The sequence below is a fragment of the Caulobacter sp. AVps18 genome (assembly GCF_058681425.1).
In genome coordinates this window covers 743,786-757,157 of sequence record NZ_CM178737.1, presented here as the reverse complement: position 1 = coordinate 757,157, position 13,372 = coordinate 743,786, and the positions used below count along the sequence as shown (strand labels likewise).

Below are 13,372 nucleotides of genomic sequence, written 5' to 3'. Positions count from 1 at the left end.
ATCGCTTTGCGATGGGCCCCTCCCTCTCCCTATGGGAGAGGGTTAGAAGGATCGGCATGAGCGCCACCCCAGACCCCACCGCCGGCGTCTTCGACGGCCGCGAGCACCAGTTGCCCGTCCGCATCTACTACGAAGACACCGACTTTTCCGGCATCGTCTATCACGCCAACTACCTGCGCTATTTCGAGCGGGGGCGGAGCGATTTCTTTCGGCTGGTCGGGATCTCGCATACCGAGCTGGCCCAGGCCGACACCGCCTTTGCGATCATCCGCATGGAGCTGGACTTCAAGCGCTCGGCGCGGATCGACGACGCCCTGGTGGTGCGCACCCTGTATGAGCGGGTGAAGGGGCCGCGCCTGTTTGTTAGCCAGACGATCACCCGGGGCGACGAGATCATCTGCCAGGCGCAGGGCATCGCCGTCTGCATCACCCTGGACGGACGGCCGCGCAAGCCGACGGCGGAGATGATCGCAAAGCTGTCGCCGTGGCTGGAAGCCTGAGCGACATCGATTTTCGGGATCCTCCGGCAATTGTCATAGTTTCACCAAAGCGCCGCTTCATGTCAGTAAGGCGCTATTGTTTTTGACGCCTCAACGGAGCAGGACCCCCGCATGGACGCCGCAGCCGCCGCCCCCATCAGTTTCTCGTTCATGTCCCTGTTTCTGCAGGCCGACTGGGTGGTCAAGGCGGTGATGATCGGCCTGATCCTGGCCTCGCTGGGCTCGTGGGCGGTGATTCTGGACAAGCTGTTCCGGTTCGGTGGGCTCAACAGCGCGGCAAACAAGTTCGAGGCCCAGGTCGGGTCTGGCCGCTCGCTGGAAGATGTGGCGGGCGAAGCGGGGGCCAATCCGCGTCATCCCCTGCCGCGCATGTTGCAGGCGGCCCTGCGCGAATGGCGCGAGGCCAAGGCGCGGGGCCCGATCAATGAGAGCCAGGCGGCTTTCCTGATCCAGCGCATCGACCGCATCCTCGACACCATGATCGCGCGCGAGACCGCCAAGGTCGAAGAGGGGCTGGGCAGCCTGGCCATCGTCGCCACGGCCAGCCCGTTCATCGGTCTGTTCGGCACGGTCTGGGGCATCATGCATGCCTTCCAGAGCATCGCCCTGTCGAAGAACACCTCGCTGGCCGTGGTGGCCCCGTCCATCGCCGAGGCCCTGTTCGCCACCGCCATCGGCCTGGTGGCGGCCATCCCGGCCTATATCGCCTACAACAAGTTCTCGACCGACGCGGGCAAGTATGCCGGCCGCCTGGAAGGCTTTGCCGACGACCTGTCCACCGCGATCCAGCGTCGCCTGGCCGAGAAGGTCTAGGCCATGGCCATGTCTGCCAATGACGCCTTCGCCACCGGTGGCCGTCGCGGTCGCCGGCGCGGCCGCCGCTCACGCGGGGCCCTGTCCGAGATCAATGTCACGCCTCTGGTCGACGTGATGCTGGTGCTGCTGATCATCTTCATGATCAGCGCGCCCCTGCTGACGGCCGGCGTGCCGCTGGAGCTGCCCAAGACCGAGGCCGCCGCCCTGCAGAACCAGCAGGAGCCGATCACCGTCTCGATCGACCGCGAGGGCGACATCTATGTCGGCGAGACACAGATTCCGTTCGAGAACCTGGCCCCGCGCATCACCGCCATCGCCGGCGACGGCTATGACAAGCCGATCTTCGTTCGCGCCGATGGCGCAGCGACCTACGCCGTCGTCGCCCAGACCATGGCGGCCCTGTCCAGCGCCGGCTTCAGCAAGATCAACCTGATCACCGAGACGGGCGGACCGTCTTCGGGCGCGACCCCGCGCGACGCCCTGCCCGAAGGCTCGGGCGACCTGCGGCCCGCGCAATAGGCCGCGCATGAGCGCTTCCCGCGACACCGGCTTCTCGCCGGCCCTGATCGGATCGGTCGCCCTGCACGGCGCCGTCGCGGCGGCGATCCTGATCGGCTGGCCGTGGAAGACGCCCACGCCCATCACCCTGGGCGAAAGCGTGCCGGTGACCATCGTCACCCAGGGCCCCACCAATGTGCGTCCGGCGCAGGAGGCGCCGGTTGAGCAGACGGCCCAGACCGAGGACCCGGTCCCGCAGGCCTCGCCCCAGCCGCCGGCCCCCGTTCCCGCGCCGGTTCCAAGCCCGGCCCCGACACCGCCATCGAAGTCCGCGCCCAAGCCCACGCCCACCCCGTCGCCCGCCAAAAAGCCGACGCCGGCCAAGGCCAATGAAGACTTCTTCGCCTCGCTGGAGGCCTCGCTGTCCAAGACCCAGAAGTCGACCGGCAAGCCCGTGGCCAATGCGCCCAAGGGGCCGACGCGGGCAGAGACCTCGGTCTCGGCCCGTCCCGCCGCCGGGGCGGCCACCGGCCTGTCGGCGGCGGCCCTGGGCCGCCTGCAGGGCGAGGTGCAGGACCGCTGGAACCCCAATTGCGAGGTCGAGGGCGGTTCCAACGTCAATGTGCGCGTGGTGTTCGTGATCGGCGCGGGCGGCCGCGTGGTCGGCCAGCCGGAGTCGCCGGGCACCGCGTCGCCGGACCCGGTGGTCAAGGCCGCATCCGACCGGGCGGTTCGCGCCCTGTTGCAGGCCTCGCCCTTCGCCTATCTGCCGCCGGACCTCTACGGTCAGAAAATCGCCCTGAACTTCAACGCAAAACAGGCTTGCTCCCGATAATGTCGCCGAAGGGAAACGTGATGCGCTTGAAAGTCCTGATGCTGATGGTCGCCGCCCTGCTGGGCGGGGCCGTCCTGGCTGGACCGGCCTCGGCCCAGATCGAGGTCGACATCAATGCCGGCGCGGTCAAGCCGCTGCCCATCGCCGTACCGGCCTTTTCCGGCGCGGGACGCGGGGCCGAGATCGCCCAGGTGATTACCGGCAATCTCGAGCGCTCGGGTCTGTTTCAGCCCCTGAACGTGGCCAATGTGTCAGACAAATTGCCTGACGTGAACGTGCAGCCGCGCTTTCCCGACTGGCAGGCGACCGGGGCCCAGGCCCTGATCAACGGCCAGGTGACGGTCGGCCCCGATGGTGGCCTGCGCGTCGATTTCCGCCTGTGGGATGTCTTTTCACAGCAGCAGCTGCTGGGCCTGCAGTTCAGCTCGACGCCCGACAACTGGCGCCGGGTGGCCCACAAGATCAGCGACGCCGTCTATGAGCGCCTGACCGGCGAAAAGGGCTATTTCGACACCCGCGTGGCCTTTGTCGCCGAGAGCGGCCCCAAGATGGCCCGCATCAAGCGCCTGGCGATCATGGACCAGGACGGGGCCAATCCGCAGTTCCTGACCGACGGCTCCTATATCGTCATGACCCCGCGCTTCTCGGCCACCAGCCAGGAGCTGACCTATATGGCCCTGCGGCCGACCGGGTCGTCGATCTACCTGCTCAATCTCGAGACCAGCCGTCAGGAAACGGTCGGCAAGTTCCCCGGCATGGTGTTCGCCCCGCGCTTCTCGCCCGACGGCAGCAAGGTGGCGTTCTCCGTCGAAAAGGCGGGCAACAGCGACATCTATGTGCTGGACCTGCGCAGCCGGCAGTCGACCCGGATCACGACTGACCCGTCGATCGACACCTCGCCGTCATTCTCGCCGGACGGAACGAAGATCGTCTTCAACTCCGACCGGGGCGGCCAGGCCCAGCTCTATGTGATGAACGCCGACGGCTCGGGGGTGCGGCGGATCTCGTACGGCGGCGGCCGCTATACGACCCCCGTCTGGAGCCCGCGCGGCGACTTCATCGCCTTCACCAAGCAGACCGGCGGTCAGTTCCATATCGGCGTGATGCGCACCGACGGCAGCGACGAGCGCCTGCTGACCACCAGCTATCTCGACGAGGGGCCCACCTGGGCACCCAACGGCCGGGTGCTGATGTATTTCCGGGAGGGGGGCAGCGGCATTCCCCGCCTGTGGACGGTCGACATTACCGGCCGGATCCTGCGTCCGGCGGCCTATCAGGGCGCGGCGTCCGACCCGGCATGGTCACCTTTGCTCGACTGACGGTCGATCTGTCATCGGGCCGAGGCAACCTTGGCCTATAGGAGGCGTTGGCCTTTCGGAGCACCTTGCAAGTCGAGCAAGGTCCCGGCAGGGTCTTCTGACGCCATTGTGAGGTTTGGTCTGACATTTTGACTGTTCCGTTGAGGTCCTCGACGGATATCAATCGGGTCCGAACCGGAGTTTTCGAGGAGAAGCTGGATGAACTTCGATACCAAGGGTGCTGCTAGACTGGCGCTGATCGGCCTTGCGGCCGCCTCGCTCGCCGCCTGCGCTTCGCGCCCGAAGCCGACCCCGGTGACGCCGGAAGTGCCCGCGCCGGTCGCTCAGCCCACCGCGCCCGAGCGTCCCTACACCCCACCGGAAGTTCCGAAGGCCCCGCTTGGCCCGATCCCCGGCTCGACTCAGGACTTCGTCGTCAATATCGGCGACCTGATCTATTTCGACACCGACGAATATGTGGTGCGCGCCGACGCCCAGCCGGTTCTGGCCGGTCAGGCCCAGTGGCTGAACCGCTATCCGGCGGTGAAGGTGCGGATCGAAGGCAATGCCGACGAACGCGGCACCCGCGAATACAACCTCGCCCTCGGCGCCCGCCGTGCCAACGCCGTGCGTGACTTCCTGGTCGCCCAGGGCGTTTCGGGTTCGCGCATCGAGACCCTGTCCTACGGCAAGGAACGTCCCATCGACGCGGGGACCACCGAAGAAGCCTGGGCCAAGAACCGCAATGCCCGCACCGCCCTCACGGACGGCGCGCGCTGATTACGCCGCCTTCCCCTTGATGGGGGAACGGCAGGTATGGGGGTGATGCGGCGGCAATGCCGCACCGCCCCTTGATCCTCTCCAAGCCCTCCCCCGTCAAAGGGGGAGGGCTTTCGGGTTTGCCCCACTTTTGTCCGCAATCAGGGCATAATCGCCGACATGACCGTTAAATCTGTTCTGCTCGCTGCCCTCCTGGCCCCCGTTCTGGCCGTAGGAGCCGTCCCGGCCCTGGCCCAGACCCCGATGCCCGATCCGCTGGACGACCGCTCGGTCAAGCGCGTCGAGCGGATGGAAAAGGTGGTGCGCGAGCTGCGTTCGATCGTTTTCCAAGGCCGGGACACGGGAAAGCCGGTGGTGGTCCAGTCGGCCGAGACCGACGCCCAGATCGCCACCCTGTCTGACCGCATCGGCGATCTTGAGCAGACCCTGCAGCGCCTCAACCGCCAGAACGAGAGCCTGACCTACGATCTGGACCAGGCCCGCCGGGGCTCGGGCGAGCAGAAGGCCCGGGGCGACGCCCTGGAATCCCGGCTCGCAGCGCTGGAAAAGAAGCTGACCGATATGGAGGCCGCCGCCGCCGCCGCGTCGGTCGCCGCCGAGGTTCCGGCTCCGCCTGCGCCGCCTGCCGATCCGGCCGTGGCCTTCAACTCGGCGCGCCAGCTGCTGCTGGACGGCGCCTACGCCAATGCCGAAGCGGCGTTCTCGACCTTCGTGACCAATTATCCCGACAGCCCCCGCGCGCCCGAGGCGCGCTACTGGCTGGGCGAGACCCTGTTCGTCCGCGAGGCCTATGGCGACGCCGCCGGCGCCTATCTGGGCGCGGTGCGCGGCTGGCCCCAGACCAGCTGGGCGCCCGACGCCACCCTGAAGCTGTCGCGCGCCCTGGTGGCGCTCAAGAAGCCCGCTGACGCCTGCAAGACGCTGGACGAGCTGGCCCGGCGCTATCCCAAGGCCCCACCGGCCGTCCTGTCGCGCGCGGCTGCGACCCGTCTCGCGGCCAAGTGCGCCTGAACACCAGTCTGACCACCAGCCTGGCCGCCTTCGACCGGCGGCTGGACCCGGCCAGCAAGGCTCCTCTGGCCGTCGGATTTTCCGGCGGAAGCGACTCCCTGGCCCTCCTGAAGTTCACGCTGGACTGGGCAAGGCGCCATGGCCGGCCTGTCTTGAGCCTGACCGTTGACCATGGCCTGCAAGCCGGCAGCGGAGTTTGGACCCGCGATGCCGTGGCCAAGGCCCGGGCCCTGGGCGCAGACGCCCGGGCGCTGGTCTGGACAGGCGACAAGCCCCTGACGGGCCTGCCCGCCGCCGCTCGCCGCGCCCGCCACGCCCTGTTGGCCGACGCCGCCCGTCAGGCCGGAGCCCGCGTGCTGCTGCTGGGCCACACCGCCGATGACCGCCATGAGGCCGCCGCCATGCGGGCCGCCGGCTCGACAGTGTCTGATCCGCGCGAGTGGTCCCCCTCGCCGGTCTGGCCGGAGGGGCGGGGCGTCTTCCTGCTGCGACCCCTGCTGGAAGAGCGGCGCGAGGACCTTCGCGACGGGTTGCTGGCGGTCGGCGAGACCTGGCTGGACGATCCCGCCAATGAAGACCTGCGCTATGCCCGCGCCCGGGCCCGCAAGGCGCTGGCGGGCGGAACGGCGCTCCAGCCGCTGGCTCCGTCCGACGCCATCGACTCTGGCCCAGCGTGGTTTGACGGGAGCGAGACCGGGGTCCTGACCCTGCCGCGCGAGGTGTCTGCCGCCCAGCTGGCCATGGCCTGTCTGTGCATGGCCGGCACCGAGCGTCCACCGCGCGGCGATCGGGTGCAGGCCCTGGTTCGCCGGCTACGCTCGGGCGAGGCCTTCACGGCAACCCTGGCCGGGGCGCGGATCGAGGCGGGATCCTCTGCCGGTGCCATCACCCTCTGTCGCGAGGCCGGGGAGGCCGTGCGGGGCGGACTGGCCCCACTGCGACTGATGCCGGGCCAGGCCGGCGTCTGGGACGGCCGCTATGCCCTCACGGCGGGGCCGGCAGAGGTCCAGGTCATGGCCCTGCGCGGATTGGCCGCAGGCCTGCCCAGGGCCGAGCGCGAGGCGCTGAAGGCCGTCCCCGCTGCCGCCCGGCCCGCCCTGCCCGTGTTGGTTGACGCCGAAGGGGCCGTGACCTGTCCCATACTGGCCGGTCCGGCTCTTGCACCGCATCAGGCCGTGCGAATTGAGGTTCTCTTCCTGGAACGGTTCAGGGCCGCGACCGGCCTGATCGACCAAGAATGCGTGACCTGACATCGCGCGCGTGGCGCAAGCGCCTCGGACGTCCTATCTCTGTCAGCCTAGAGCTATCGTTGGGAAGACGACGCGTATGAATTTCAGGAATCTGGCCATCTGGCTGGTGATCGTGGCGGGTCTCGCCGTCACCTTCTTTGTCACCCAGACCTCGCGGCCGCAAAGCGGCGGCGAGATCAGCTATTCGCAGCTGCTGAGCAAGGTCGACAACGGCGAGATCAAGTCCGCCGAAATCGCCGGCCAGATCGTTGCGGCCAAGGACACCGCCGGCAAGGTGGTGACCGTCAACGCGCCGAGCAATTCGGACGAGCTGGTCAACCGCCTGGTGGCCAAGGGGGCCGACGTCAAGTTCAAGGGTGGCGGCATCAGCCTGTTCGCCATCATCATGAACCTGCTGCCGATCATCCTGGTGATCGGGGTGTGGTTCTTCCTGATGCGGCAGATGCAGGGCGGCGCCAAGGGCGCGATGGGCTTTGGCAAGTCCAAGGCTCGGCTGCTGACCGAGAACAAGAACAAGGTCATCTTCGACGACGTCGCCGGCGTCGACGAGGCCAAGGAAGAGCTGCAGGAGATCGTCGATTTCCTCAAGGATCCGGCCAAGTTCCAGCGCCTGGGCGGCAAGATTCCCAAGGGCGCCCTGCTGATCGGCCCTCCCGGTACCGGCAAGACCCTGATCGCCCGCGCCGTCGCCGGTGAGGCGGGCGTGCCGTTCTTCACGATCTCGGGATCTGACTTCGTCGAGATGTTCGTCGGCGTCGGTGCCAGCCGCGTGCGCGACATGTTCGAGCAGGCCAAGAAGAACGCGCCCTGCATCATCTTCATCGACGAAATCGACGCCGTCGGTCGCCATCGCGGCGCCGGCCTGGGCGGCGGCAATGACGAGCGCGAGCAGACCCTCAACCAGCTGCTGGTCGAGATGGACGGCTTTGAGGCCAATGAAGGCATCATCCTGATCGCCGCCACCAACCGTCCTGACGTTCTGGACCCCGCCCTGCTGCGTCCGGGCCGCTTCGACCGTCAGGTCGTGGTGCCCAATCCCGACGTCTCGGGCCGCGAGAAGATCATTCGCGTCCACATGAAGAACGTCCCCCTGGCCGCCGATGTCGACGTGCGCACCCTGGCGCGCGGCACCCCCGGCTTCTCGGGTGCCGATCTGGCCAATCTGGTCAACGAGGCGGCCCTGACCGCCGCACGCAAGAACCGCCGCATGGTCACCATGCACGACTTCGAACACGCCAAGGACAAGGTCATGATGGGCGCCGAGCGCCGCTCGATGGCCATGAGCGACGCTGAAAAGAAGCTGACCGCCTATCACGAGGGCGGCCACGCCCTGGTGGCCCTGCGCGTTCCCGTCGCCGATCCGGTCCACAAGGCCACCATCGTGCCGCGCGGCCGAGCCCTGGGCATGGTCATGCAGCTTCCCGAGGGCGACCGCTACTCGATGAGCTTCGACATGATGACCTCGCGACTGGCGATCATGATGGCCGGCCGGGTGGCCGAGGAGCTGATCTTCGGCAAGGAGAAGATCACCTCGGGCGCCTCCAGCGACATCAGCGCCGCCACGGGCCTGGCCCGCAACATGGTCACCCGCTGGGGCTTCTCTGACGAGCTGGGCACCGTGGCCTATGGCGACAATCAGGACGAGGTGTTCCTGGGCCATTCGGTGGCGCGCACCCAGAACGTCTCGCCCGAGACCATGATCAAGATCGACAGCGAAGTGCGTCGCCTGGTCAAGGGCGGCGAGGACGAGGCGCGCCGGATCCTGACCGAGGAACTGGACAACCTTCACTCGGTCGCCAAGGCCCTGCTGGAGTTCGAGACCCTCAGCGGCGATGAGATCATCGGCGTCATGAAGGGCGTCCAGCCCGTCCGCAAGGACGAGGAAGATCGCAAGCCGGCAGGCCCCTCGGCCTCGGTGCCGGTCTCGCCGACCAGCGTAACGGCCTAAGGAACGCAAAAGCCGGTCCCTCGCGGGGCCGGCTTTTTTCCTGGGCGCTACAGCCCTAGAACCTGCCCCATGATCCTCAGCCCGATCTCCCGCCCCCGCGTCATGGGCATCGTCAACGTCACGCCCGACAGCTTTTCCGACGGTGGACGGTTCCTGGACCCCTCGGCCGGGTTGGACCACGCCTTGCGGCTCATCAGCGAGGGGGCTGACATCCTCGATATCGGCGGCGAGAGCACCCGGCCGGGGGCGACGCCGGTTTCAGAGGCCGACGAACTGGCGCGCGTCGTGCCGTTGATCGCGGCGATCCGGGCGCGCAGCGACGTGACGATCTCGATCGACACCATGAAGCCCGCCGTGGCCCGCGCCGCCGTGGCGGCCGGGGCCAGCCTCTGGAACGACGTGGCGGCCCTGCGATTCGCGCCCGACGCACCCGATGTGGCCGCCGAACTGGGCTGCGAGGTGATCCTGATGCACATGCTGGGCGAGCCGGGCACGATGCAGGCCGCTCCGGCTTATGACGACGTGGTCGGCGAGGTCGAGGCCTTCCTGCTGCACAGGGTCGAGGTGGCCCTGGCCGCCGGTGTGGCGCGCCAGCGGCTGTGGCTGGATCCCGGTATCGGCTTTGGCAAGACGCTGGAGCACAATCTGGCCCTGTTGGCGGCCCTGCCTCGATTTGTCGCACTGGGCTTTCCGGTGCTGCTGGGGGCCAGTCGCAAGCGCTTCATTGCCTCTATCGATCCGCTGGGCGAAGCGGCCGAAGGCCGGCTGGGCGGCTCGCTGGCGGCGCATCTGGCCGGCGCGGTGGCGGGCGTGGCGGCGGTGCGCGTCCACGATGTGCGCGAGACCGCCCAGGCCTTGCAGGTATGGGCCGCGATCCAGAGCGCGGGTCGCTAGAGCCAGTCGCGCTTAGTCGGTATCGAAGATCGACTCCGCTCTTCCCCGCGAAAGCGGGGATCCAAGCTGGATGTCCGGCAAAGGCTTGGTTAGCTCAGCTTGGGTCCCCGCTTTCGCGGGGAGGAGCGGCTTTGAGGAAGGCTTCGAGAAAAACCATCATTGCCCTAACCCGAAAAGCCGTCCGTCTGGCGCAGGGCCTCGCCCAGGGCCATGGCCGCCGTGGTGGCCAGGTTCATCGAGCGGGCCTCGGGCCGCAGGGGGATCACCAGGCGCCCCTGGGCGGCGGCATGGACCTCGTCGGGCGCGCCCCGGCTCTCATTGCCAAACAGCAGGGTGTCGCCCGCCTCAAAGGCGAAGCGGTGGAACGGCGTGGCCCCGCGAGTCGTGAACAGCAGCAGCCGCCCTTCGGACCGCTCGGGCGCCGCCAGGAAGGTCTGCCAGGAATCATGGCGTTTCATGTGGGCCAACGGCCCATAATCGAGCGCAGCGCGTTTCAGGCTCTTGTCGTCCAGCGGAAAGCTGCAAGGCTCGATAATGTCCAGGCCAATCCCGAAACAGGCGGCTAATCGGATCGCGGCACCGACGTTTTGAGGAATGCCTGGTTGAAAAAGTGCGACACGCATTCTAAGCGAACCAACCACAGAGGCAGCAGGGACATTGCTGCGAATCGAAAGGACTTGCGGACTCGCGCCGTGCGTCCGATAGGACGATCCGACCGCTGCCTTGTGGCGGAGATCCGCTTGCGGGTCGAGAACAGTTACGGCGCCGCAAGGCGCATCTCCTGGCCGGCCGTATTCTCGGCACGGCGGAATCGAAGGGTGACTTAAGGTGGCCGACACCGCCGTGGGCGCAAACAACGAACCGGAACATGGGTCTGATCCCAGCCGGCGCGATTTTATCTATATCGCAGCCATCGCCGGCGCCGCTGGCGCTGGCGCGTCGCTGGTCTGGCCGTTCGTCGATCAGATGAACCCGTCGGCCGACACGCTGGCCCTGGCCTCGACCGAGTTCGACCTGACCAAGGTCGCCGAGGGGCAGCAGGTCACGCTGAAGTGGCGCGGCAAGCCTCTGTTCGTGCGCAACCGCACGCCGGCGGAAATCGCCAGCGCGGTGAAGGACGACAGCGCGCCCCTCAAGGATCCGCAGACCGACGCCGAACGGGTCAAGCCCGGCAAGGCGCAGTGGTTGGTGCTGATCGGCTCGTGCACCCATCTGGGCTGCGTGCCGACCTTCGGCGGCGGCGATTACGGCGGCTGGTTCTGCCCCTGCCATGGCTCGCACTACGACACGTCCGGCCGGATCCGTAAGGGTCCCGCGCCGCTGAACCTCGCGGTTCCGGAGTACGAGTTCCTGTCCGACACCAAGGTCAAGATCGGTTAAGCGAGATGAGCGGACATTCGACCTATCAACCCAAGACCGGTTTCGAGCGTTGGCTCGACGCCCGTCTTCCGATCGTGCGTCTGGGCTACGACAGCTTCGTCGACTATCCCACGCCGCGTAACCTCAACTACTGGTACACGTTCGGCGGCATCCTGTCGCTGTGCCTGGCCTCGCAGCTGATCACCGGCATCATCCTGGTGATGCACTACAATGTGGGCGACGCCTTCAACAGCGTCGAGCACATCATGCGCGATGTGAACTACGGCTGGCTGATCCGCTACATGCACTCCAACGGGGCGTCGATGTTCTTCATCGCCGTCTACATCCACATGTTCCGCGGTCTCTATTACGGGTCGTACAAGGCCCCGCGCGAAGTGCTGTGGCTGCTGGGCTGCGTGATCTACCTGCTGATGATGGCCACCGCCTTCATGGGCTATGTCCTGCCCTGGGGTCAGATGTCCTTCCACGGCGCCGTCGTGATCACCAACCTGTTCGGCGCCCTGCCGATCGTGGGCGAGAGCATCACCACCTGGCTGTGGGGCGGGTTCGCCGTCGACACGCCGACCCTGAACCGCTTCTTCTCGCTGCACTACCTGCTGCCCTTCATGATCGCGGGCGTCGTGATCCTGCACATCTGGGCCCTGCACGTGGTCGGTCAGAACAACCCGACCGGCGTCGAGCCCAAGTCGAAGGCCGATACCCTGCCCTTCACGCCGTACGCCACGGTGAAGGACGGCTTCGCGATGAGCGTCTTCCTGATCCTCTTCTCGATCTTCGTCTTCTACATGCCCAACGCCCTGGGCCACGCCGACAACTATGTGCCGGCCAACCCGCTGGTGACGCCCGCCCACATCGTTCCCGAATGGTACTTCCTGCCGTTCTACGCGATCCTGCGCGCCGTTCCCGACAAGCTGATGGGCGTGCTGGCCATGTTCGGTGCCATCGCCTGCCTGTTCGCCCTGCCTTGGCTGGACACCTCCAAGGTGCGCTCGATGCGCTATCGCCCGACTGCGAAGGTCTACTTCCTGTTCTTCGTGGTGGCGTGCTGCATCCTGGGCGTCTGCGGCGCCAAGCTGCCCGATGACCCGGTCATCCCGCACCTGAAGACGTTCCTGCTGATCGACGCCGACCTGAACAGCTTCGTCTGGCTCAGCCGCGTCGCGACGCTCTACTACTTCGCCTTCTTCCTCGCGATCCTGCCGATCCTGGGCCTGAAGGAAACGCCTCTGCCCGTGCCGGACTCGATCGCGTCCCCGGCGCTGTCGCCTGAAAAGAAGGGCTGAACCCGATGCTGCGCAAACTCTCCATCATCGCCGCCGTCGCGGGCCTGATGATCGGCGGCCAGGCGCTGGCCGCGGGTCACCCGCTGCCGCCCAAGGACGTCCACTGGTCGTTCGAAGGTCCGTTCGGCAAGTTCGACCAGGCCCAGCTGCAACGCGGCTACAAGGTGTATCGCGAGGTCTGCTCGGCCTGCCACGCCATGCACCTGGTCAGCTTCCGCAACCTGGGCGACAAGGGCGGGCCGTTCTATAACGACAAGTACAAGAACTCGAACGACAACCCGTGGGTCAAGGCGATCGCCAAGGACTACGAGGTCGCCGATATCGACTCTGAAACCGGCGACGTGATCAAGCGCCCGGCCACGGCCGCCGACCGCTTCCCGTCGCCTTACGCCAACGAAGCTGCGGCCCGCGCCGGCAACGGCGGCGCCCTGCCGCCGGACATGTCGCTGCTGGCCAAGGCCCGCTCGGGTGGCCCGGAATACATCTACTCGCTGCTGACCGGCTACAAGGAGCCGCCGGCGGGGCTGAAGGTTGGCCCCGGCCAGCACTACAACCCCTATATGGCGGGCGACCTGACCTCGGCCTGGTCGGGCAGCCACGAGCATGTTCCGCCCGGTGGCTATATCGCCATGGCGGCGCCGCTCAAGGCCGGCCTGGTGACCTTCGACGATGGCACCAAGTCGACTGTTGAGCAGCAGGCCAAGGATGTCACCGCCTTCCTGATGTGGACCGCCGAGCCCAAGATGGAAGAGCGCAAGAAGATGGGCTTTGTGGTCATCCTCTATCTGCTGATGTTCTCTGGGCTGCTGTACGCCGCCTACCGTCAGGTCTGGAAGAACGAGTCGCACTGACCCGTTTCGTCTCAGACGACGCAAGATC

At 67.1% G+C, this 13,372-nt stretch carries 14 protein-coding genes; 13 read left to right on the top strand and 1 reads right to left on the bottom strand.

Annotated elements, in window-relative coordinates:
* Positions 1 to 56 precede the first annotated feature (56 nt).
* The 10 genes from ACW179_RS03535 (at position 57) to folP (ending at position 9,830) form a co-directional block, all read left to right on the top strand.
* A complete protein-coding gene (locus tag ACW179_RS03535) occupies positions 57 to 500 on the top strand; it encodes a YbgC/FadM family acyl-CoA thioesterase (RefSeq protein ID WP_492062926.1) in 444 nt (147 codons plus the stop codon).
* Positions 501 to 611: 111 nt separating this feature from the next.
* Positions 612 to 1,313 (top strand): protein TolQ, encoded by a 702-nt coding sequence (gene tolQ / locus ACW179_RS03530; RefSeq protein WP_492062925.1) that lies wholly within the window; start codon positions 612 to 614, stop codon positions 1,311 to 1,313.
* Positions 1,314 to 1,316: 3 nt separating this feature from the next.
* The gene (locus ACW179_RS03525; protein ID WP_492062924.1) at positions 1,317 to 1,835 is read left to right on the top strand and encodes an ExbD/TolR family protein; all 519 of its coding nucleotides are present in this window, start codon (positions 1,317 to 1,319) and stop codon (positions 1,833 to 1,835) included.
* 7 nt (positions 1,836 to 1,842) lie between these two features.
* Positions 1,843 to 2,649 carry a cell envelope integrity protein TolA gene (tolA, locus tag ACW179_RS03520; protein ID WP_492062923.1) on the top strand — a complete coding sequence of 269 codons (807 nt, stop codon included), beginning with the start codon at positions 1,843 to 1,845 and terminating at the stop codon, positions 2,647 to 2,649.
* Between the two features lie 20 nt (positions 2,650 to 2,669).
* Positions 2,670 to 3,968: a Tol-Pal system beta propeller repeat protein TolB gene (gene tolB, locus ACW179_RS03515; protein ID WP_492062922.1), complete on the top strand. Its 1,299-nt coding sequence runs from the start codon at positions 2,670 to 2,672 to the stop codon at positions 3,966 to 3,968.
* Positions 3,969 to 4,166: 198 nt separating this feature from the next.
* Entirely contained in the window at positions 4,167 to 4,727 is a 561-nt protein-coding gene (pal, locus tag ACW179_RS03510; RefSeq protein WP_492062921.1) for a peptidoglycan-associated lipoprotein Pal, read from the top strand.
* 159 nt (positions 4,728 to 4,886) lie between these two features.
* Positions 4,887 to 5,738, top strand: a complete 852-nt coding sequence (ybgF, locus tag ACW179_RS03505; RefSeq protein ID WP_492062920.1) for a tol-pal system protein YbgF — start codon at positions 4,887 to 4,889, stop codon at positions 5,736 to 5,738.
* Positions 5,735 to 6,988, top strand: a complete 1,254-nt coding sequence (gene tilS / locus ACW179_RS03500; protein ID WP_492064246.1) for a tRNA lysidine(34) synthetase TilS — start codon at positions 5,735 to 5,737, stop codon at positions 6,986 to 6,988. Before ybgF ends, tilS begins: the two co-directional genes overlap by 4 nt.
* 76 nt (positions 6,989 to 7,064) lie before the next feature.
* The gene (gene ftsH, locus ACW179_RS03495; protein ID WP_492062919.1) at positions 7,065 to 8,936 is read left to right on the top strand and encodes an ATP-dependent zinc metalloprotease FtsH; all 1,872 of its coding nucleotides are present in this window, start codon (positions 7,065 to 7,067) and stop codon (positions 8,934 to 8,936) included.
* 69 nt (positions 8,937 to 9,005) lie between these two features.
* On the top strand, positions 9,006 to 9,830 hold the full coding sequence (gene folP / locus ACW179_RS03490; RefSeq protein ID WP_492062918.1) for a dihydropteroate synthase: 825 nt from the start codon (positions 9,006 to 9,008) through the stop codon (positions 9,828 to 9,830).
* A 164-nt stretch (positions 9,831 to 9,994) separates the two neighbouring features.
* Here folP and ACW179_RS03485 read toward each other — a convergent pair whose 3' ends face one another.
* On the bottom strand, positions 9,995 to 10,453 hold the full coding sequence (locus ACW179_RS03485; RefSeq protein WP_492062917.1) for a tRNA (cytidine(34)-2'-O)-methyltransferase: 459 nt from the start codon (positions 10,451 to 10,453) through the stop codon (positions 9,995 to 9,997).
* Between the two features lie 205 nt (positions 10,454 to 10,658).
* Between ACW179_RS03485 and petA the strand changes: the two genes are divergently transcribed.
* The 3 genes from petA to ACW179_RS03470 are packed head-to-tail and all read left to right on the top strand — an operon-like array spanning position 10,659 to position 13,344.
* Positions 10,659 to 11,210 (top strand): ubiquinol-cytochrome c reductase iron-sulfur subunit, encoded by a 552-nt coding sequence (gene petA, locus ACW179_RS03480; RefSeq protein ID WP_492062916.1) that lies wholly within the window; start codon positions 10,659 to 10,661, stop codon positions 11,208 to 11,210.
* Between the two features lie 5 nt (positions 11,211 to 11,215).
* On the top strand, positions 11,216 to 12,493 hold the full coding sequence (locus ACW179_RS03475; RefSeq protein ID WP_492062915.1) for a cytochrome b: 1,278 nt from the start codon (positions 11,216 to 11,218) through the stop codon (positions 12,491 to 12,493).
* 5 nt (positions 12,494 to 12,498) lie between these two features.
* Entirely contained in the window at positions 12,499 to 13,344 is an 846-nt protein-coding gene (locus tag ACW179_RS03470; RefSeq protein WP_492062914.1) for a cytochrome c1, read from the top strand.
* Positions 13,345 to 13,372: the final 28 nt, after the last annotated feature.

Excerpts from the sequence above, each read along its gene's own strand:
- ACW179_RS03535 (WP_492062926.1), top strand. The coding sequence starts at position 57 with ATGAGCGCCACCCCAGACCCCACCGCCGGCGTCTTCGACGGCCGCGAG.
- tolQ (WP_492062925.1), top strand. The coding sequence starts at position 612 with ATGGACGCCGCAGCCGCCGCCCCCATCAGTTTCTCGTTCATGTCCCTG.
- ACW179_RS03525 (WP_492062924.1), top strand. The coding sequence starts at position 1,317 with ATGGCCATGTCTGCCAATGACGCCTTCGCCACCGGTGGCCGTCGCGGT.
- tolA (WP_492062923.1), top strand. The coding sequence starts at position 1,843 with ATGAGCGCTTCCCGCGACACCGGCTTCTCGCCGGCCCTGATCGGATCG.
- tolB (WP_492062922.1), top strand. The coding sequence starts at position 2,670 with ATGCGCTTGAAAGTCCTGATGCTGATGGTCGCCGCCCTGCTGGGCGGG.
- pal (WP_492062921.1), top strand. The coding sequence starts at position 4,167 with ATGAACTTCGATACCAAGGGTGCTGCTAGACTGGCGCTGATCGGCCTT.
- ybgF (WP_492062920.1), top strand. The coding sequence starts at position 4,887 with ATGACCGTTAAATCTGTTCTGCTCGCTGCCCTCCTGGCCCCCGTTCTG.
- ftsH (WP_492062919.1), top strand. The coding sequence starts at position 7,065 with ATGAATTTCAGGAATCTGGCCATCTGGCTGGTGATCGTGGCGGGTCTC.
- folP (WP_492062918.1), top strand. The coding sequence starts at position 9,006 with ATGATCCTCAGCCCGATCTCCCGCCCCCGCGTCATGGGCATCGTCAAC.
- ACW179_RS03485 (WP_492062917.1), bottom strand. The coding sequence starts at position 10,453 with ATGCGTGTCGCACTTTTTCAACCAGGCATTCCTCAAAACGTCGGTGCC.
- ACW179_RS03475 (WP_492062915.1), top strand. The coding sequence starts at position 11,216 with ATGAGCGGACATTCGACCTATCAACCCAAGACCGGTTTCGAGCGTTGG.
- ACW179_RS03470 (WP_492062914.1), top strand. The coding sequence starts at position 12,499 with ATGCTGCGCAAACTCTCCATCATCGCCGCCGTCGCGGGCCTGATGATC.